At 22.7% G+C, this 20,709-nt stretch carries 17 protein-coding genes; 9 read left to right on the top strand and 8 right to left on the bottom strand.

Annotated elements, in window-relative coordinates:
• Positions 1-66 precede the first annotated feature (66 nt).
• The 3 genes from ACZ5EC_RS09930 to ACZ5EC_RS09920 all read left to right on the top strand — a co-directional run bounded on the left by ACZ5EC_RS09930 (position 67) and on the right by ACZ5EC_RS09920 (position 2,821).
• On the top strand, positions 67-1,167 hold the full coding sequence (locus ACZ5EC_RS09930) for an aminopeptidase (protein WP_464302327.1): 1,101 nt from the start codon (positions 67-69) through the stop codon (positions 1,165-1,167).
• A gap of 227 nt (positions 1,168-1,394) precedes the next feature.
• Positions 1,395-2,174: an alpha/beta hydrolase gene (locus ACZ5EC_RS09925; protein ID WP_464302326.1), complete on the top strand. Its 780-nt coding sequence runs from the start codon at positions 1,395-1,397 to the stop codon at positions 2,172-2,174.
• A gap of 71 nt (positions 2,175-2,245) precedes the next feature.
• Positions 2,246-2,821 (top strand): hypothetical protein, encoded by a 576-nt coding sequence (locus ACZ5EC_RS09920; RefSeq protein WP_464302325.1) that lies wholly within the window; start codon positions 2,246-2,248, stop codon positions 2,819-2,821.
• 64 nt (positions 2,822-2,885) lie between these two features.
• Here ACZ5EC_RS09920 and ACZ5EC_RS09915 read toward each other — a convergent pair whose 3' ends face one another.
• The 3 genes from ACZ5EC_RS09915 to ACZ5EC_RS09905 form a co-directional block, all read right to left on the bottom strand.
• On the bottom strand, positions 2,886-3,215 hold the full coding sequence (locus ACZ5EC_RS09915) for a DUF6897 domain-containing protein (RefSeq protein WP_464302324.1): 330 nt from the start codon (positions 3,213-3,215) through the stop codon (positions 2,886-2,888).
• A 113-nt stretch (positions 3,216-3,328) separates the two neighbouring features.
• Entirely contained in the window at positions 3,329-5,509 is a 2,181-nt protein-coding gene (locus ACZ5EC_RS09910) for a patatin-like phospholipase family protein (protein ID WP_464302323.1), read from the bottom strand.
• Positions 5,510-5,636: 127 nt separating this feature from the next.
• Positions 5,637-6,152 (bottom strand): TIGR00725 family protein, encoded by a 516-nt coding sequence (locus tag ACZ5EC_RS09905; RefSeq protein WP_464302322.1) that lies wholly within the window; start codon positions 6,150-6,152, stop codon positions 5,637-5,639.
• A 151-nt stretch (positions 6,153-6,303) separates the two neighbouring features.
• Between ACZ5EC_RS09905 and ACZ5EC_RS09900 the strand changes: the two genes are divergently transcribed.
• Positions 6,304-6,924 (top strand): hypothetical protein, encoded by a 621-nt coding sequence (locus ACZ5EC_RS09900; protein WP_464302321.1) that lies wholly within the window; start codon positions 6,304-6,306, stop codon positions 6,922-6,924.
• Between the two features lie 493 nt (positions 6,925-7,417).
• Positions 7,418-8,248 carry a hypothetical protein gene (locus ACZ5EC_RS09895; protein ID WP_464302320.1) on the top strand — a complete coding sequence of 277 codons (831 nt, stop codon included), beginning with the start codon at positions 7,418-7,420 and terminating at the stop codon, positions 8,246-8,248.
• Positions 8,249-8,323: 75 nt separating this feature from the next.
• Here ACZ5EC_RS09895 and ACZ5EC_RS09890 read toward each other — a convergent pair whose 3' ends face one another.
• A complete protein-coding gene (locus tag ACZ5EC_RS09890; protein ID WP_464302319.1) occupies positions 8,324-9,028 on the bottom strand; it encodes a lysophospholipid acyltransferase family protein in 705 nt (234 codons plus the stop codon).
• 567 nt (positions 9,029-9,595) lie between these two features.
• On the opposite strand from ACZ5EC_RS09890, the gene ACZ5EC_RS09885 reads away from it, so the two are divergent.
• Positions 9,596-10,858 carry a DUF401 family protein gene (locus tag ACZ5EC_RS09885; RefSeq protein ID WP_464302318.1) on the top strand — a complete coding sequence of 421 codons (1,263 nt, stop codon included), beginning with the start codon at positions 9,596-9,598 and terminating at the stop codon, positions 10,856-10,858.
• A 109-nt stretch (positions 10,859-10,967) separates the two neighbouring features.
• Here ACZ5EC_RS09885 and ACZ5EC_RS09880 read toward each other — a convergent pair whose 3' ends face one another.
• Positions 10,968-11,534 (bottom strand): inorganic diphosphatase, encoded by a 567-nt coding sequence (locus ACZ5EC_RS09880; protein ID WP_464302317.1) that lies wholly within the window; start codon positions 11,532-11,534, stop codon positions 10,968-10,970.
• Positions 11,535-11,948: 414 nt separating this feature from the next.
• Between ACZ5EC_RS09880 and ACZ5EC_RS09875 the strand changes: the two genes are divergently transcribed.
• Together ACZ5EC_RS09875 and ACZ5EC_RS09870 are read left to right on the top strand one after the other, a co-directional pair.
• On the top strand, positions 11,949-12,845 hold the full coding sequence (locus ACZ5EC_RS09875) for a 2,3,4,5-tetrahydropyridine-2,6-dicarboxylate N-succinyltransferase (protein ID WP_464302316.1): 897 nt from the start codon (positions 11,949-11,951) through the stop codon (positions 12,843-12,845).
• 250 nt (positions 12,846-13,095) lie between these two features.
• Positions 13,096-14,310, top strand: a complete 1,215-nt coding sequence (locus tag ACZ5EC_RS09870; RefSeq protein WP_464302315.1) for an NADP-dependent isocitrate dehydrogenase — start codon at positions 13,096-13,098, stop codon at positions 14,308-14,310.
• Between the two features lie 253 nt (positions 14,311-14,563).
• Here ACZ5EC_RS09870 and ACZ5EC_RS09865 read toward each other — a convergent pair whose 3' ends face one another.
• The 3 genes from ACZ5EC_RS09865 to ACZ5EC_RS09855 are packed head-to-tail and all read right to left on the bottom strand — an operon-like array spanning position 14,564 to position 17,537.
• Positions 14,564-16,540: an ATP-binding cassette domain-containing protein gene (locus ACZ5EC_RS09865; RefSeq protein WP_464302314.1), complete on the bottom strand. Its 1,977-nt coding sequence runs from the start codon at positions 16,538-16,540 to the stop codon at positions 14,564-14,566.
• Positions 16,541-16,558: 18 nt separating this feature from the next.
• Positions 16,559-17,233, bottom strand: coding sequence for an SPASM domain-containing protein (locus tag ACZ5EC_RS09860; RefSeq protein ID WP_464302313.1), 675 nt, complete (start codon positions 17,231-17,233; stop codon positions 16,559-16,561).
• Entirely contained in the window at positions 17,211-17,537 is a 327-nt protein-coding gene (locus ACZ5EC_RS09855; RefSeq protein ID WP_464302312.1) for a 4Fe-4S cluster-binding domain-containing protein, read from the bottom strand. The genes ACZ5EC_RS09860 and ACZ5EC_RS09855 overlap by 23 nt, the downstream gene beginning before the upstream one ends.
• Positions 17,538-18,344: 807 nt before the next feature.
• Here ACZ5EC_RS09855 and ACZ5EC_RS09850 point away from each other — a divergent pair.
• Positions 18,345-20,543, top strand: coding sequence for a sodium-translocating pyrophosphatase (locus tag ACZ5EC_RS09850; protein WP_464302311.1), 2,199 nt, complete (start codon positions 18,345-18,347; stop codon positions 20,541-20,543).
• Positions 20,544-20,709 lie beyond the last annotated feature (166 nt).

The following is a 20,709-nucleotide window of genomic DNA, read 5'->3' as shown; positions in this document are numbered from 1 at the left end:
TTCTTCAAAATTATTATTATTTTGCTATATATTTAATAAAACAATGCAATATTAAAAGGAGAAATAATGAGAAAATCAATTTATGAAAAATATGCCAAATTACTTATTAATTACTCTCTTGAACTTAAACCTGAAGAAAAACTAATAATTAGAGGCTCTTACTTATCTGCACCTTTAATAAAAGAAGCTTATAAAGAAGCTTTAAAAGTTGGTGCATATCCAGAAATTATGATCTCAATTGGTGAAACTTCTAAAATTTATTATGATTATTCTAATGAAAAACAACTAAAATATATCTCTCCTATACAAAAACTTGCTGTAAATGAATATGATGCATTTTTAAATATTAAATCTTCTATCAATTTGAAAGAGTTGCAAAATGTAGATCCTGAAAAGAAAAAAATAGCATCAATGGCACAGTCTGAAATTTCAAAAATCTTTATGAAACGAGCATCTGAAGGTTCCTTAAAATGGAGTTTATGTGAATTCCCAACTTATTCACAAGCTCAAGAATCAGGGTTTTCATTAGAAGAATATGAAGATTTTGTTTTTTCAGCTTGTTTCCTTTATGAAGATGATCCAGTTAAAAAATGGGAACAAATACATGATGAACAAGAAAGAATAGTTCAATTTTTAAATAAAAAGAAAAACATTAGATATAAAACTAAGGATACAGATATCAGTTTTTCTACTGAAGGTAGAATCTGGATAAATTCAGATGGAAAACATAATATGCCTTCTGGTGAAGTTTTTACAACTCCTGTTGAAAATTCTGTTAATGGTAAAATTAGATTTTCTTATCCAGGCATCTTTATGGGACAGGAAATTGAAGATATTTCATTTGTAGTAAAAAATGGTGAAATAATTGAATGGAATGCTAAAAAAGGGAAAAAATTATTGGATAGACTTTTTGAAATCCCAGGAACTAAAAGATTTGGTGAAGCAGCTATTGGCACTAACTATGGTATTAAAAAATTTATTAAAAACATGTTATTTGATGAAAAAATTGGTGGAACAATTCACATGGCTGTAGGTGCATCTTATCCTGAAACTGGTGGAAAAAATCAGTCTTCAGTTCATTGGGATCTTTTAGCAGATATGACAGAAAGTGGTGAAATTTACGCTGATAATGAATTAATTTATAAAAATGGTAAATTTATAATATAATTTTAATTGTAAAATAATTTTAATAATTGATTTTTAAAATTGAACTCAAATAAAGAATTTATAATTTTTTATAATTAAAATAAAGCTAAATTTTTGTTAATTTTCTTTTTTATATGCTAGATTATTATGTATATTAAATGTTAATATAACTAAAATTTTATTTATTACTAACTTGTTAAATATTATAAAATAATCAATTCAATATAATTTTAATAAAAGGTTTTTATATGTTTAATAAAAAAATTAAGGAATACAATATTATAAATGGAGCAGAATCATATATATCTTTTCATTCAAAAGAAAAAGGGATTATTTTTTTTCATGGCTTTTCAGGAAGTCCTGCTGAAATGATTCCATTTGCAAAACTTTTTGAAGAAAAAGGGATTTCTGTATATTGCCCCAGGACTCCAGGACATGGAACTGATACAGAGGATTTTATATCAACAAATCATGAAATGTGGTTACAATTTGCACTTGATTCTCTTATGGAATTTAAAAAACAAATAAAACATGTTGATATAGTTGGACTTTCAATGGGTGGTATCCTTGCATCTTATGCTTCTTTATTTTCAAAAGATTCTAAACTAGCTTTACTTTCCACACCTTATGACATACCAGATAAGAAAATGAAATATGCTGATTTTTATTCAAAATTTAAAAAAAAGGTCCCAATAGAAAATAATACTATTCCATGTAATTCACCTGAAGGGAGAAAAATAGTCATAGCATATAGAGATTATTTTTATTTAAAACCCATTCATGAGCTATATAAAATAATTAAAATATTTCATTCATTTATAAAAAAAATAAAGTCTGAAATAATAATAATTCAATCTGAAAAAGATAAAGTAGTTTCATTTAGGTCACCTCAGAAAATATACAATAAAGTAAAATCATATAATAAAAAATTAGTGTACTTAAAAAAATCAGGTCATGTAATAACTGTTGACCTTGAACAAAAAGAACTTTTTAATATGGTTTATAATTTTTTTTATCATAATCATTAAATCTTGTTTAAATTGTTCTTAATATTATACTAATTATTTTTTTTAATTACAAAAATATCTAAGGATACTCGATGGAAGAATTTAGACAAAAAGTTAAAGAATCTGCAACATATTTTAAAAAAAATTGGATAGAATTTGCAAAAATTTTACATGAAGTACATAATAATAAATTATATCTAAAATGGGGTTACAAAACAATTGTTGAGTATGCTAAAAAAGAATTAAGACTAAAAAAGGAAACAGTTTTCAAATTAATAAGTAGTTATTCTTACCTTGTTTCTGAAAATTTAGATAAAATAGATGAAGAAAAATTACCTTCAATTGATTCTATTTATTCTTTAAATAAGATTAAGGATAAAATATTTAATAATAATTCTGATAATGAAAATAAAGAGGATACAGAAGAAAAAAGAAAACTATATGAAGAGATAAAGCAAGAAGTGTTTGAAAAGGATCTATCACCTTCAACAATATATAAAAAATATGATAATTTTTCTTCAAATAATGAAAACTTAGAAAAAGCTGAAATTAAAAAATTAAAATTCCATTTAAAAAGGGCTTATAGTATAATGTCAAAAATCGAATTACCATCTAATATAAATAACTCTTTCTTAGAAATTATGGAATATATAGAAAATTTAGAATAGACATTACTTCTCCACCAATTAAGATTGATTCAATTTTTTAAACTTTTATTAAAGAATTTACTTTTTAATTATATTTAATTTTAATATTTTGAATAAATTCAACATTTATAATTTCAACACCTTTTTTACTTTCTAATTCAAGCCAATTTTCTTTTATATCGTTAATTTTACCTGTAATATTGGTTCCATAAGAACCAAAAGATATAGTAACACTTTTCCCTATATATTTTTTTAAAATTTCATTATTCATATTTTTTCCTTTTTTAATAATTTTTTTTATTCTTCTTTTAATTGATAACTTTTTTAAATTTCTATTTTTCTCTTCTTCCGGGAATATAATAAAAAACAAAACATATAAGGGTGCAAATAATGTTATAAACTTAGAATAATCCATATCTAAATTTTTAATAAAAAATACTAAAATGTCTATATTTTATTTAATTTTTTATATAATTAAAAATATTATTTCACTATAAAATACAATGTTTATTAATTTATTTATAAAATCTAATTAATATAAAAAATATAAAACAATTTCATAGTTTTTGGGAATACACCTAATAAGAGATTAACTTTAAATGGTTTCAAACCTATTAATGATATATTAAACTTTATTCCAATTCCAGAAGTAAAAGTCCATGTATTAAAGTATTCTAAATATAGATTAATATCTTTATTATAGAGATTATTCAAATAATTATTAAGTTCAATTAAATTAAAATTGGATTCATCAAATAAAATTAGATGGGTAAAAGCAAGGAAAGAAAAATTGTTAAAAATAAAAGTTTCTCCAAATGTAAAATTTATTCTATTTAAATTAAAACTTGAATCCAGATTTAATATTAACAATTTATCAGTATTAAACGATTCATTTAAACCATAAAAATAGTCATTATTTCTATATGAAAAATAAAGATTATTATTATTAATTAAATTTTTATTCATTACTCTAATTGAAAAATCACAAAAACTATTAACTCTTGAATTTAAAACAATTTCATTTTCAAATCCATTAGCTTTATTTTCAAGAAAATAATTACTCTTAATTTTTATATAGTTTTTTTTATTTTGAAATAAATTTACTTCCCCTTTGCTAAAAAATAAACTTAATTCCAATCCCGTTTTAATAATACTATCAATATTAAAATTACTATAAGAATTATCAAATCCCAATGTATAAAAAATATTGCCATTCAAATATTCAAATGATAAAAATGGTTTAACCATCAATCTATTAAAATAAAACTTTTGCAAAAACAATTCTTGATACAAATAATAGGTAATGAAATTAAAATTATTTTCAAATAAATTACTACTATATAAAAAACTTTCAAAATTGAAATGCAAATATCCAAAAGGGTTATAATTAAAATTAAAATACAATCCATAATTCTTATTAACACTTACAGTGGGACCAAATAAAATTTGATAATTCAAATTATAGTATTTAAAATTAATAGCAAAAAATTTATCTTTCAATAAATTATGTTTTTCAAAATATTTCTCATAATTAGAATATGAAAAGCTAATATTAAAAGATTTTTCATTTTTTTTAAAATAATAATCTTCTATAATTTTATATTTAGTAATTCTCCATTTGTCTTTAAAACTGTTTTTATTATATTCCCAATCATTTTTTTTCAATTTTTTATCTTTTAATTTAAAGTTATATTTTTTGGTTTTTAAATACTCTTTTAATTTGACAATAATTTTATCAGTTGATAAATACCCCCTGTTAATAATCTCATCTATTTTATCCCAATCCATAAAAGAGAATTTTTCAACATCACATCTAATCAAAAAAGGGGTAAATTTTTTTATATTTTTTACACCCTGTCTTCTTTTCCCTATATCAAATCCAACATTTACAATAGTTAAAGGGTTTTTAAGATTTAAGTTTTTATTATAGAAAGTTGTTGCAACTACATTGATATCGAATAAATTTGCAATATTTTCTAATGGAACAAGATTTGTAATCCCTCCATCAATTAGTAGAAAATTATCTATTTCTTGTGGAGAAAAATATACAGGTAAAGCAAATGCTGCTTTTAAAACTTTGTAGAAATCCCCTTTTGTTAAAAATACTTTTCTTTTTGATTTTAAATCCTCACATACAACAATAACTGGGATATTCAATTGTGAAATATCTTTATCTCCAATTAAAGAATGAAGAATAGCAATAAAATTAGAAACATCAAGAATACCACCATCTTTAGGAAAAACAGGATTGAATAGGTTTCCTAAATTCATATTTTTAAATATCTCTTCTATAATTTCAACAGGTATTCCAGCAGCATACATAAGTCCAATAATAGATCCCATTGAATTAGCAATAATTACATCAGGTTTAATCCCCTCTTCTTCTAACCTTTTTAAAACTCCTATATGAGCAAAAGCTCTTGCTGAACCACCAGATAAATGAAGAGCAAGTATTTTATGGTCTTCTTTTTCTTTTCTTATTTTTTCAATCCTATCAAGAAATTGCTTCTCTCCATAAAAAATTGGTATATCAGCTTTAAATAAATCATCTTCAGAAGCATAAATAGTATTTTCATTTTTATTAGTAAAAACAAAAATGTTTAAAAACATAACAAATAATATTATTGTTTTAATTAAAATAGAAATTCTTTTAATTAAAATTTTTTCTCTATAATATTTTATATTCTTACTAATTTTGTTTATAATCATTATACCCTCGTATAAATATATTAAAAATAAATGTATTTATATTTATTTTTATATAATAAATAAAAAAATATATTTTAAAAAATTTATTATATTTTTGTTTATAAACTATTATTTACATTCCTATTTATTATTTAAAATTTACCCATTTATTATATTCTAATTTTAATATTTTTTTCAATTCTTCGAGATTTTCAACTGATTCAATATAATAGTTCCTTCTATAATCAAGTTTTTTATTTGCATACTCTCTAGATACACCATCCAACCATGAACAACATATTATTTTTTTCCCATAATTCCATGCATAAGCAAGTTCAGTTAAAGTACCAGAACTTCCACCAACAATCACAGCTATATCCCCTGAAATTGCAGTAATAACATTTCTTGAAAAACCAATTGATGTTGGTATTACAATTGATAAATATTTATTACCTTCTTCAAAATTTGCAGAAGGTAATATCCCAACACTAATTCCATTTACAGAACTACACCCTTTTGCAGAAGCCTCCATAACACCAGATCTTCCCCCATTAATCAAAACCCATTTATTTTCACCAATAAATTTTCCAGCTTCATATGCAACTTTTTTTTCTTCTTCGCTGGCTTCTGAACTTCCTAAAATTGCAACCTGAAAAAATCGCATATACTCCCCTTTATAAATACCTTCAAATATTACAATAACTAATTTTGAATTTATTGACTTTTATATAATTTATATAATATTATATAAAAAAGTATATCATTAAAAAAACTCTTAAGAAAATTATTTTTAATTTTTTTGAAATGAGGGTCAAATGAAAATTTTAAAAATTTTAAAATTAATACTTATATTATCTATAATACTAATCTTATTTTATATAGGAATGATAGTTTATGATAATTACCTTGTTTCTTCACAAAAAATTGTTTTAGAATCTATAAAAGAATTAAAATCAGAAATAATACCTGTAAAAATAAAATTTGAAAGTTTTGAAAACAATAGAATAAAATATATAATTAATTTTTACGATTTAGATACAAAAAAAATTGGAACTTACAAGGGTTCAATAAATGGACAAATATTGTTTTTAGATTTTAAAGTATTAAAAGTAGGTTCTTTTTTTCTTTTTTTTCCAATTCAAGTTTTTTCTGATACTATAGCTCCCTATGCTGGTACTGATATCACATATTTTTACACAAAAAATAATTTCCCTATGATTTATTATTCTAACAATAATTCAAAAGAGTTTAATACATTAATAGATTCTGCATGGAAATTTGTAAACTCAGAAAATCAAGATTCTAATCATGACTTTACATTTAACTTTGGAAATGCAATTCATTTAATTCAAAAAATTGAAAAGATCAATCTGGATACAATATACTATTATGTTTGTCATATAAAAAAAGGTGGTATCGAAATTATCGAAAAATAGAAGTTAGAAAAATAAAAGATGATAATGTAAATAAATGGTTTTTGAATATACAAAAACGAAATATTTATAAATAAAATTACATAATTTATTTGATGATAAAAATTCTCCTTGTTGGAGTAGTTAGCAATAAAGTTGAAATTAGTATAACAATATATCATTATAGAAATTTTTAGAACAATTGTTAGTTGTCAAAGACAAAATAGAAAGTATTATTTCCGTGGTTGGTGTGGTTAATAATAAAATTGAAATTGTTATATTTGGTTAAATAAGTTAAATTTATATGTTTATCATTATTATAATTTTTCGAGTGGATGTCAGATGCCTAAGGCTAAAAAGAATATATTATTGGTATTTCCTAATTCTTTTAATAGATTAAATTAAAAAATTTACATATCTGACCTAATGAGAAAAATTATAATAATGATAGAATTATTTCTTATTTTTTAAATATCTTAATAATTTTAATTTTATTATTAACAAAAAGGATTGAAAATTGAATTTCAATATTCTTCATCAAATTATAATTATTTTTAACAATTTTAAAAATTATTTTCTAATAATTTTCATTATAGGAATTGTATTAAGTCTCATTTATACTTTTTTAGAATATATTCTCACTTTTAAAAAAAATACCAGAATTTCTAAAATCTATTTTTTTTTAAAAAAATTTTTTAATTCTCTAATTGTTATTATATTATTAACAATAATATTTTCAGGTTCATTATCACTTTATTTCTCAATAAAAAAAATTAATAATATTTATAATGAATATATAAAATTAAAAGAATTAAAAATTGTTCTAAAAAACCTTTCAGAAGAGAAAAGATTAGCAAAAATAAAAATATTGAATAATGTAAATGGAAATATTTCTTTTGATTTATCACTTTATTCACAGGATGGACAAAAAATATATAATAATACTTTTATAATATCAGGAAAAGAGATTTATTTTGACTTTATTACAATTAATTTTGATTATAAATTTGTAGAAAGTGGGGATAAATTTACCTTATCAATACCATATAAAATATTCTCAGATATGATCCCTTATACTAATGGATATAACCTTTTGATAAAAGATAATAAAAATATTCCATATTTTCTTGATTTTGTAGAAAAACAACCTTATTCAATAACAATAGAAAATTATAGAAAAATAATTAAATATCTTTTAAAAATAATTTCTGATAAAAATTTTGCTTTAAAAGAAGGAATTAGAAGTTACCATGGAAGTTCAATCCACTTTATTCCTGAAATTGGTTCAACTTATATAATAAGATCGGAAGCAACTGGTGGTATAATAGTCGAAAAATTAAATTTTTAATATTTTAATTTCTTCTTTATGTTTTTTAATCTATATACATCTTCTTTTATTAACTTTTTATAATTGTTTACTGAATTATTTTTTATAATATTTTTTATTTTTTTGTTTAAATAATTCCTTTGCTTCTTCACGCAAATCATAAATTTTTTCTAAAACAACATTTGCAAGTTCTTGCATCTCTTCTTTTGATATTTCTTTATCAAAGTATTCTTTAAAATAGATAGGTTCTCCAAAAACAACTCCATAGTTTGCTCTAAATTTAGGTCTATAATACTCCTGTTCATATTTAAATTTTTTAAATTTTATTTTTTTTATAACAATGTCTTTATCATCTATATATGCTCCAATTGGTATAATAGGGACTTTCATTTTTAAAGCAATTCTTACAACTCCCCTTTTAGCTCTAACTCTTTCACCTATATCAATCCTTTCCCCTTCTGGTGCAATTAACAAAGATTCTCCTCTTTTAAGTTTTTCAATTGATTCTTCAATAGTTAAATAAGATTTTTCCCCTCTTATTATTTTAATTTGATCTGTTAACTTGAAAATAATTCTTGGAATTGTAAAAGACCATACATTTTCTTCAATTAGGGTATGTACATAATCTTTTGCTACTATAAAAACAGGATATGCATCATATTCTGTAGGATGGTTTATAGCATAAATTTTTGGACCTTCTTCATATTTTTTAATTTTATATTTAAAGTTAGTAACACTATAAATAAACACTTTTAATATAAATTTAAAAAAATGATAGGCTATTTTGTTGTACCATCTCATATGTTTTACTTCAATTTTTTTTAAATAGTATTTCCCTATATCATCTAAATAAAATATTTAATATTTTTTTTATAAATCAAGATTAAAAATACCACTAATTTAAACTTTATTAAATATATAAAATTAAAAATCCTTTTTTTAAAAACAATTAAAATTTTTATCACTTCCTCCGATAATATAGGTGAATCTTCCTCCCTAAAATGAAGATGATGGACATAAAAGGATAGATTGTTAAAAATAGCAATCTATCCTTTTTCTTTTTTTAACAAAATTAAAAATTATTTAAAATTATTATTAAAAAGTTTTATAATTTTTATCAATAAATATAACTCTATTCTGTAAATCCAATAATCTTTAAAAATACATTAATGTTTCTAAAAAAATCTTTATATCAATAAAAATAGTTAATAAAACTTTACTAATTTAATTTAGGTGTTATTTATTATTCAATATTTAATAATGATAAATTATATTGATAAATAGTTATTATTATAATTTAATACTAAATTTAATTATATAAAATTTTGTATATAACAATTTTGAATTTAATTAAATTTTGAGGTTAAAATGGAATTAATAAAAATTACTTCATTACTACTTTTATTAATTATTTTTATAAGACTAAAGATTCATCTTGCTATATCGATTTTTCTAGTTTCAATTGTTACTATTATCATCTATAATATTCATTTAAAAATAGTTTTAGAATCAGTTATACAGATATTTACAAAAACAAATAACATCAGTTTAATTTTTGCTGTAATATTAATTACATATCTTGGAACAATTCTTTCTGTAAAAGGTAATTTTAAAAGAGTTTTTGATAACTTATCAAAATTAATTCCAGATTTGCGTTATTCTATTGCTTTAATTCCTGCTTTAATAGGAATGATACCAATGCCAGGAGGAGCTCTTTTTTCTGCACCAATGGTAAATGAAGGTGGTAATTTAATCAATCTAAAACCACATGAAAAACAATTGATTAATTTTGTATTCAGACACATGTGGGAGTTTGTACTACCCCTTTATCCAGCAATACTTTTAATAAACTCTTTTTTTAATATCCCTTTTACAATAATAATAAGATATCAATTCATCTACACAATAATTTATATCATAACAGGCTATTTTTTTATACTTTTTCCACTTAAAAAAAATGTTATTGACTATAAAAAAAATCATAAAGTTAAAAATGAATTTTCAAAAAAAGAGAAAAAAGTAATCTTATATAATTTATTAAAAGATTTTTACCCAATTTTGCTACTAATTTTTATATTAATTATTTTTAAAATTAATATAAATCTAATTGTAATTCCAATTATAATATTATTAGCTATAACTTTAAAAATTGATATTAAAAACATGATTAAAATATTTAAAAAATCATTTTCCTTTTCAATTGTTTCTATAATAATCTCAGTTTTGTTTTTTCAATCTCTTTTAGAAAATTCAAAGGTTTTATCCACCCTACCATCATATATGCAAAATATTGGAATAAATCCTCTAATTATAATTGGTTTTTCACCATTTATTGTTGGATTCTTAACTGGTATAACTGTGGGTTCAATAGGGATAACATTTCCAATATTAACCAGTTTTTTTCTGACCTCTACAACTATTAATTATTCTATGATTATGTTTTCATATGTTATGGGATTCGCTGGAATAATGTTATCTCCAATGCATCTTTGTCTTACATTAACAAAGGAATATTTCAAAGCAAATTTAATTGATATCTATAAAAAACTATTGCCTTTATTTTTAACATTAATTTTATTTTATTTGGGTTTATATTTTATTAATTACCCTGGAATTTTTAATTTATTTTAAAAATACATTTTTTAATAAATAAATTACAATAAATAAATTATTTTTAACAATTAAATTAAATATTCTTTAAAAAAAGAATAATAATTATAATTCTTGAATTTATAAATTGTTACTCATTATTTAAATCTTCAATCTCTTCATTCTTATTTTTTCCATATTTTTCACAATACATATTAATTGATTTTTCCAAAACTTTTATAGCTTCATCTCTTCCTACAATTTCTTTAACAGAAGTAACAGAATGTTCCAGAGTTTTATACACTTCAAAAAAGTGTGATATTTCACTTAAAAGGTGTTGAGGAATTGTAGAAATATCTCTAAATCCATTATAAGTTGGATCCTTAAAAGGGATAGCTAATATCTTTTCATCAATTTCTTCATTATCAATCATTCTAACAACACCAATTGGATAGCACTCAACTTCAGTTAATATATCAAGATCTTCTGTACAAAAAACCAAAACATCTAATGGATCTCCATCTTCCGATAATGTTCTGGGAATAAAACCATAATTCATAGGATAATGTGTAGAAGTATGTAAAATCCTATCTAATCTTATTAATCCAGTTTCTTTATCTAATTCATATTTTTTTTTACTTCCCTTTGGAATCTCAATAATAGCAACAAAATTATCAGGTTTTATTTTATCAGGATTAAAATCATGCCATGGATTCATATTTTACTCCTATTTTTAATTTGTAATTTTTTATATTTTATTTTATATTATATGTTAATTTACATATTAATATTAAGTATTATCTCTATTCTTTAATAATTCTATTTATAACTAATTTAAACATTTTCATTGATACAATCACATAACATATTATTTAGATGACTTATTTTTTTATTTTTTAATATAATTTTTATAATTTTTCTTAAGCATATTACGCCTTTTATAATATTTGTAAACATATTATCTACTATCATAAAAAATATACTTAATATACTTATTATATAAAATTTTAATATTATTCCCTCAAATATAATAAATCAAATCAAATAAAATACAATTTTTTTACATTTTTTCCTTAAATTTGGTTTACATAGATTATTTTATAACTATAATTATTTAAAAAATGGAGGTATTATGATTTCAAAACTTAAAAAAAACATAATGGACATTAAATTTGAAAAAATGAAAGATGAAAACATAATTTTATCTACTCTTAATGAATTTTTAGATAAATTAGATAATGGAAAAATTAGAGTTGTTAATAAAATAGATAATAAATACATTGTAAATGAATGGGTTAAAGATGGGATATTATTAATTTTTAAATATTTTAAAATGAAAAAAATTTTTAATCCATTTCTAGAAAATGTTTCACAATCTCAAAATATAGATAAAAATATAAATAACACTAATAATAGTAATGTTAATAATAAAAAAATGAATAATAAGTTTATAGGTTTTTTTGATAAGATAGACATTAAAGGATCAGATGGTTCATTTCGATTTGTACCAGGCGGAAGTAGTATTAGAAGAGGTTCATTTATTGGAAAAGGAACAATAGTAATGCCTCCTACCTTTATTAACATTGGTGCATATATTGATGAAAATACAATGATTGATTCAACAACTTTGGTGGGAAGTTGTGCACAAATTGGCAAACATTGCCACATTTCAGCTGGTACTATTCTAGGGGGAGTTTTAGAACCATTAAATGCAACTCCAGTTATTATAGAAGATAACTGTTTTATAGGTGGTAATTGTGGAATTTATGAAGGTGTAATAATCGAAAAAAACAGTATTATTGGCACTGGAACGATAATAAATGGTTCTACACCAATAATTGATGTTGAAACTGGAAAAAAATATTATAAAAGAGTTCCAGAAGGATCTGTTGTTATTCCAGGTGGAAAGAAAAAGACAATCAATGGGGAAGAATATATATTTCAAACACCTTTAATTATAAAAAAACGAAAAGATATTTCTGATTCTTCTAAAGTTGAATTAAACGAATTATTAAGAGATTTTTTGTAATTTAAGTTTTTTTATTTTCCTTTTTTTTATATTTTCTTTTTCACTAATATCTATTTTATTTTTATAATTTTTCTAATTTATAACTAATTGTACAACTTAATTAATAATATCAATTATATTTTTTATAAAATTGTATAATTGATGATAAAAATTAGGCAAATTAATATTGATTTTTTAATCTTTTATAATAAATTCTTCTAAACTGTTGCTTTTTTAAAAGCGCAAAAAAATTTTTTAGGAGCAAAAATTTATGACAGCAAAAATCCAGATGAAGACCCCCCTTGTTGAAATGGACGGGGACGAAATGACAAGAATTCTCTGGAAGTGGGTAAAAGAAAAATTACTTTTACCTTATGTTGATCTTAAAACTGAATACTATGACCTTCATATTAAAAGAAGAGATGATACCGATTACCAGATTGTTTATGATGCTGCTGAAGCTATTAAAAAATATGGTGTTGGTGTAAAATGTGCTACAATTACACCAAATAAAAAAAGAGTTGAAGAATATAGCTTAAAAAAAGAATGGCCCTCTCCAAATGGTATTATCAGGGCTATTTTAGATGGAACTGTTTTTAGAAAACCAATAATGACAAGAAACATTAGACCATTTGTAAGAACATGGATTAAACCAATTATAATTGGAAGACATGCTTATGGTGATGTTTATAAAAACAAAGAAATAAAAACTACAAAACCTGGAAAAGCTGAAATAGTTTTTACAAGTGAAGATGGTGAAATAATCAAAGAAAAAATTATTGATATGAAAGGACCTGGAATAATTCAGGGAATTCATAATCTTGATGATTCCATTAGAAATTTTGCAAGAGCTTGCTTTATATATGGTCTTTCTGAAAAAGTTGATGTATGGTTTGCTGCAAAAGATACTATTTCTAAAACTTATGATACCAATTTTAAAGATATTTTTGAAGATGTTTTTGAAAAAGAATTTAAAGATAAATTTGAGGAAGCAGGAATAAATTATTTTTATACATTAATTGATGATGCAGTTGCAAGAGTAGTTAAATCTACAGGTGGATTCTTGTGGGCTTTAAAAAACTATGATGGTGATGTTATGTCTGATTTTATTGCTTCAGCTTTTGGAAGTCTTGCTATGATGAAATCTGTATTGGTATCACCACATGGATATTTTGAATATGAAGCTGCTCATGGAACTGTTCAAAGACATTATTATAAACATCTTAAAGGGGAAAAGACTTCAACAAACTCAATGGCTTTAATTTTTGCATGGGCAGGAGCATTAAGAAAAAGAGGTGAACTGGATAATATCCCTGAACTTATAGATTTTTGCAACAAACTGGAACAAGCTTCAATTGATACTGTTGAACAGGGGAAAATGACTGGTGACCTTGCTAAATTAGCTGTTCCTCAACCTGACAAAATATTAAATTCTGAGGAATTTTTAGACTCAATTAAAGAAAATTTAGATAAATTGATGAAATAAAGTTATTTTGAGCTAATATAGGTCAATTTATTTTTATTTTCAATATTAATAATTTTTTTCTTTATTCATTTATTTAACTTTTATTTTTAATTATAGAACTGTCTCAAGATTTATGAGGCAGTTCTTTTTTTATTTAATATTACTTATAATTATAATAAAAGATGCTTACCTTAAATTTCAGTACAACTCTTTTTTAAAGATTTATTTTAATTCAATTTTTTTAAACTATAATAAATTTTTCCTTCTTAATATATTAATTCTTATACTGGTTTTTGTTAATGTTTTTATAATATTGTTCTCTTAAACGATGAAATAATCCATTTCTTTCAATCAATTCAGACAAAGTTCCTTGTTCTGATATACATCCATTTTCAATAACAATGAATTTTTCAGCGAGTTTTTCAAGAATATGAAAGCTATGAGAAATAATTATTCCGTTTTTATCCCTGATTTTATCTTTAATATGATAAATCAAATTATCTTCATTTATTGAATCTAAAGCTGTAAATGGTTCATCCAGAATAAAAAAATCATAATCGTTTTTTAATAAAAATCTTGCAATTGCTATTTTTTGTTTTTCTCCCCCACTTAAAAAATTTCCATTATCACCAAAATTTCTTCCCTTTAGTTTGATTAAATTCAGCTTTTGAATAATCTTTTCATATTCCTCTTTTTCAACAAAATTAAGTTCAAAAATTTGATTTGTTAAGAAATCAAGATTTATATTAATTTTTTCACAAAATTCTTTAAATATTTTTTGATCAATATTACCTGAATTATTAGATATATTATACATGAAAAAAAGAGGTAATAATTCTTCATCAATTCGGTTTAATGATTTAACTGTAGTTCTGCTAATTTTTTCAAGTTTTAATTTAATTTTTAATTTTTTCTCATATGATTTTTGTTTTTCAATTAGTTTTTTCCCTAATAAAAGATTAAACTCTAAATTTTTATTAAATATTTCAACTTCCTGAGATAAAATATTAAATCTGTTATAATAATAAAACAAAGGAATAGAATAATGATCAAATTTTTGATTAACAAGGATTTTACCATCTTTAATTTTTATTTCTCTATATAGAGTTTTTAGTATTGAGCTTTTCCCTTCACCAGAAATACCTACTAAACCAATTTTATTTTGAATTAAAAAAGAAAATGATTTATCATGATTTATATTTGGTATTTTAATTTTTTGAAATTCCAAAGATTTAAATTTCTCAAAAACCCAATTCTTTTTATATTCTGGATTTTCAAAATCTTCAATATTTGGATCATTAAAAGCATTCTCAAATTTATCAATCCAGGAACCAAATGAAATCATATTATTTAAAAAAGAATTATAATTCTGAAATGGCAAAAAAATACTTGAAAAATAATTTATAATAGCAATCAATTGTCCATAAGAAAATTCATTTTTTAATAAACTATTAATCATTAATACTAAAATAATAAGAAAAGTAAAAGACTGTATGCATGAAAATATAAACCTGTTAATTTCAATTGCTTTTTGAAATGAATTAAGATGTTTTCTACTGTCATTAAATTTCTGGAACATTGGTTTTATTAAAAATGAAAAGGAATTAAAAATCTTAATTGTAAAAATATTGGATAAAAAATTCTGATTTTGAGATGAGACTTCCATTATAGTTTCATTGTATTTATCAATATATTTTCTTCTTAATTTATGAAAAACAACAATATTGATAAATACTAACAGATAAGAACCACATAAAACATAAAAAACTGTTTTATGCCATTTATAAATAATTATATTAACTCCTACCATCATAATACTGCTAAAAAACAACTCAAAAATAGTAGGAGAAATAATGTTACTCAAACTATTTGTTAAAGAATTAATAATTGAATTATAATAACCTATACCTTTTAAAGAAATTTTTTGCTTAGGTAAACTGATTATCTTATAAATACAGTATTTATACAAATATTTACTCAAACTTATTTTTTGCTTTCTGAAAGAAAAATATTCCAATAATAACATTAAACTTGCAATAAAATACAAACCTATTAATTTATATAAATCCTTAGATATTAAAATCTTTGTTTTTATTGATATATCAATAAAAGCTTTTTGCTGTAATGGTAAAATATAATTTATAGAATATTTTACTAAAAAAATAAACAATCCTATAAAAAATCCAATTAAAAATTTTTTTGGTAAATTTCCAATAAAAATAAAAACTTTTTTTTCAGTTTTTGATAGCATATTTCTCCTTTATAATTATTAAAATAAGTATGGTGATATTGCCATTTCTTTAGGCATACAAATTCTTTTGTGATTCTTTAAAAAATATAATGGACAACTACTAAAACAAATAGGTAATAATTTACATTCTTTACATTTCTTATCATTAAATTGGTTGGTACTATACCATTTAGTTAAATTTTTATAATTCAACTGAACTTTTCCATCTTCTTTAATAAATCCTACTTTTGAATCCTCAAAAAGCAAATCATTCAAACATTTCCATAATCCTAAATCAGGTGTTATATAAAAAAAATTATTTCCTGTATTTGCTTCACAATAATGAATTATTTTTCTCTCATTTTCTGTAAAATTATCTAAAATTCTTTTAAAATCAGCCTTATTATTATTTATTAAGTTAATTCTTAACCTAAATAATGTATTAATATTATATTTTTTACTGATATTTATTGCATTTTTTAAATTAAAAATAATAACTTTAAAAGTTCCTTCATTAGTATTTTTAAGTTTTCTATTTTTATTATGAGTTTCTTCTGAACCATCTAGAGTAACTTGAATTGATTTACAACTATATTTTCTAATTAAGGCATCTGTTATTTCATAATTCAGTAAAAAACCATTAGTTACAATAGATGAAATAATAAATTTAAAATTTTCTTTAATTAAATAATCAAAAAATGAAAAAAAATTCATTTATTTTTAATAATGGCTCACCTCCAAAAATACTTAGCTGAATAAATTTTTTTAATTTTAATTCTAAATCAAAATATTTTTTTAATATAGCGAAATACTCAATATTTTCTTTTATTTTTTTAGAAACCTTTTCAAAACAATATGAACAATCAAAATTACAACCAAAAGTTGGAACTAATCCTAAATTAATATAATCATTTATAAAATAATTTTCTGCATATAAATAATTTAATAAATTTAACTCATTTATATTTTCATCAATTAAAAAACCATTTCTTATTAAAATATTTTGATAATTATTCAATTCATCAATATCATCAATTATATTTTTCTTATTTAATATTTTTCTTATTTAATATTTTTTTTATTTTATCAATCTTTGAATTTTTTATTTTTTATGCTGCTTTTGATAAAGAATTAAAGAAAATTAATTCATTATCTTTTTCAAGATAATAATTATATTTGCTTTCTTTTAAAATTTTCTACTCCATATCAAAATTAATTATTATTAATAATCTTATTTTTTTTAATATTAAAGGATCGCCCTTTTATATCGGACGATCCAAAAGACTTTTTCAAAATCCATCTTATAGTGTTAAATCTGGTGCACAATCAATACACTGACAAGTATCTAAACAAAGTGGTAAAACAATATCTGTCATACCACTATTTAATTCTTAAATAGTTACTTTTGCTTCTTGAATAACTTTCATATTTTTTTCCTTTCATAATTATTTTAAAAAAAGGACCATTTTTGTTAATTTATTAACATATTGTTTAAACTAAAAAAAATGTCAAATATTTTTCCTTACTTTCAAACAAACATTTAAAAGAAATCCTTTTTGTTAATAATTAAATGGAAATAATTAAAATATTTAAAAAACAAGAAATATTCTAATCTAGTTAAATTTTTTTTAAATGTGCTTGATTTCTATGCAATATTATAAATAAACATAATTTTACATCAAAATCTAAAATATTTTTGATAAACAATATTTTTAACAACAAATAATTTTCATTGACAAATATTTACTTTAATTTAAATTTGATGTAGAATTGTATCACTTTATTTAATTGTTTAATTAATGTTTAAAAAAAATAGGAGGTCAAAATGTCAAATCTTTTATGGCTCATTGCCCCTTTAGCAGCTATTTTATCATTATTCTGGGCATTTTTATTTTATAGACAAATAATGAAATATTCTGAAGGTAATGAACGAATGAAAGAAATTGCATCCTATGTTCGAGAAGGTGCCTATTCTTATCTTACTCAACAATATAAAGTAGTTGCATATTTTTTTGTAATCACAACTATTTTACTTTTTATTTTATCACTCTTTTTTCATTTTCAAAACAATTATGTGCCTATAGCATTTTTAGTGGGTGGATTTTTCTCAGGACTTGCAGGATTTTATGGAATGAAAACAGCCACAAATTCTTCAGCAAGAACAACTTATGCTGCTATGAAATCATTAAATCAAGGATTGAAAATAGCATTTAGAGCTGGTGCTGTAATGGGTTTAACTGTAGTTGGTTTAGGACTGCTGTATATATCTTTATGGTTTGCTATATTAAAATATATATTTCCAATATTTAACTTAACTTTATCAAATAGTGAAATATCAACACTAATGCTTTCTTTTGGAATGGGTGCTTCAACTCAAGCTTTATTTGCAAGAATTGGTGGTGGTATATTTACAAAAGCTGCAGATGTTGGTGCAGATCTTGTTGGAAAAGTAGAAGAAGGAATTCCAGAAGATGATCCAAGAAATCCTGCAACAATTGCAGATAATGTAGGTGATAATGTTGGTGATGTTGCAGGGATGGGAGCAGATTTATTTGAATCATATATTAACTCAATTTTAGCAGCAATAGCTCTTGGATCTTCTGCATATGCTTTAACAAGTCTACACTTCAATGCTATCATTCTTCCAATGGTAGTTGCAGGAGCTGGTATATTATCTTCAATTATTGGTATATATGCAGTAAAAACAGGTGAGGAACTTGACCAAAAAAAATTATTAAAAGCTTTAATGAATGGTGTTGTTCTATCATCCATTTTAGTAACAATATTTTCATTTTTAGCTGTTATTTTTCTATTACCAGGACATATTGGGCTTTTTGGTTCAATAATTGCAGGTTTATTAACAGGGATAATAATAGGTCAGGGAACAGAATATTACACTTCTTATGGTTATAAACCAACAGTTAAACTTGCTGAGCAGGCAAAAACAGGTAGTGGAACATTAATAATTGGTGGTTTTGCTCAGGGAATGATGTCAACATGGATACCAATTTTAGCAATTGTATTTGGTATGGTATTTGCATATCTATTCGCTGGTGGTAAAAATTCATTAACAAAAGGGTTATATGGTATTGGATTAGCTGCTGTTGGTATGCTTTCAACTCTAGGAATTACATTAGCAACTGATGCATATGGACCAGTTGCTGATAATGCAGGTGGTAATGCTGAAATGAGTGAACTTGGAGAAGAAGTTCGAAAAAGAACTGATGCATTAGATTCTTTAGGAAATACAACAGCTGCAACAGGAAAAGGATTTGCAATTGGATCTGCTGCATTAACAGCTTTAGCTTTAATTGTTGCATTTATAAATGAAATCAAATCAGCTATGATCAAATTGGGAATAAGCAGTATTAATTTAAATGGGCAGGTTTTAGAAACAGCTAAACTAAATGTTTATCAAATAGTTGATTATTATAAAATAAACTTTATAAACCCAAATGTTTTAATAGGTCTATTTTTAGGTGCTGCAACTGCCTTTTTATTTTCAGCATTAACATTAAAATCTGTTGGTAGAGCAGCTTTTGCAATGGTTGAAGAAGTAAGAAGACAATTTAAATCTGATCCAGGTATAATAAAAGGGGAATCAAAACCTGATTATAAAAGTTGTGTAAAAATATCAACATTAGCAGCTCAAAAAGAGATGATTTTACCTTCTTTATTGGTTATTTTTATTCCAATAATCACAGGTATATTTTTTGGTGTTGCTGGTGTTGTCGGTTTACTATCTGGTGGACTTGCAACAGGATTTGTATTGGCTGTAACTTTGAATAATGCTGGTGGAGCATGGGATAATGCAAAAAAATATGTTGAACTTGGAAATTTTGGTGGTAAAGGATCTTTAGTTCATAAATCAACTGTTGTAGGAGATACTGTTGGAGACCCTTTTAAAGATACAACTGGACCTTCTTTAAATATATTAATTAAACTTATGAGTGTTATTTCAATTGTATTTGCAGAATTAATAATAAAACTATACCCATATATCCATAATTGGTTGGGATTATAGTATGAATAACATATGAATAAAACTTAATAAATGGTGAATTATTTCCATTTTTATTAAAAGTGTTTTTTAATAAAAGTAATTGTTAATAAATTGTTACTTTATTTAACATCTTAAGTCCCTGTAAAAACAGGGACTTATTTTATTTATACATTTATAAACAACATTC

The sequence above is a fragment of the Exilispira thermophila genome, assembly GCF_055389015.1.
Note: the sequence above shows the minus strand (reverse complement) of the source record. Positions and strands in the feature narration are given on the sequence as shown.

Coding starts and splice junctions, on each gene's coding strand:
- ACZ5EC_RS09865 (WP_464302314.1), bottom strand. CDS start 16,540: ATGCTATCAAAAACTGAAAAAAAAGTTTTTATTTTTATTGGAAATTTA.
- ACZ5EC_RS09910 (WP_464302323.1), bottom strand. CDS start 5,509: ATGATTATAAACAAAATTAGTAAGAATATAAAATATTATAGAGAAAAA.
- ACZ5EC_RS09880 (WP_464302317.1), bottom strand. CDS start 11,534: ATGAATCCATGGCATGATTTTAATCCTGATAAAATAAAACCTGATAAT.
- ACZ5EC_RS09905 (WP_464302322.1), bottom strand. CDS start 6,152: ATGCGATTTTTTCAGGTTGCAATTTTAGGAAGTTCAGAAGCCAGCGAA.
- ACZ5EC_RS09900 (WP_464302321.1), top strand. CDS start 6,304: ATGAAAATTTTAAAAATTTTAAAATTAATACTTATATTATCTATAATA.
- ACZ5EC_RS09925 (WP_464302326.1), top strand. CDS start 1,395: ATGTTTAATAAAAAAATTAAGGAATACAATATTATAAATGGAGCAGAA.
- ACZ5EC_RS09920 (WP_464302325.1), top strand. CDS start 2,246: ATGGAAGAATTTAGACAAAAAGTTAAAGAATCTGCAACATATTTTAAA.
- ACZ5EC_RS09915 (WP_464302324.1), bottom strand. CDS start 3,215: ATGGATTATTCTAAGTTTATAACATTATTTGCACCCTTATATGTTTTG.
- ACZ5EC_RS09875 (WP_464302316.1), top strand. CDS start 11,949: ATGATTTCAAAACTTAAAAAAAACATAATGGACATTAAATTTGAAAAA.
- ACZ5EC_RS09850 (WP_464302311.1), top strand. CDS start 18,345: ATGTCAAATCTTTTATGGCTCATTGCCCCTTTAGCAGCTATTTTATCA.
- ACZ5EC_RS09930 (WP_464302327.1), top strand. CDS start 67: ATGAGAAAATCAATTTATGAAAAATATGCCAAATTACTTATTAATTAC.
- ACZ5EC_RS09890 (WP_464302319.1), bottom strand. CDS start 9,028: ATGAGATGGTACAACAAAATAGCCTATCATTTTTTTAAATTTATATTA.
- ACZ5EC_RS09870 (WP_464302315.1), top strand. CDS start 13,096: ATGACAGCAAAAATCCAGATGAAGACCCCCCTTGTTGAAATGGACGGG.
- ACZ5EC_RS09860 (WP_464302313.1), bottom strand. CDS start 17,233: ATGAATTTTTTTTCATTTTTTGATTATTTAATTAAAGAAAATTTTAAA.
- ACZ5EC_RS09885 (WP_464302318.1), top strand. CDS start 9,596: ATGGAATTAATAAAAATTACTTCATTACTACTTTTATTAATTATTTTT.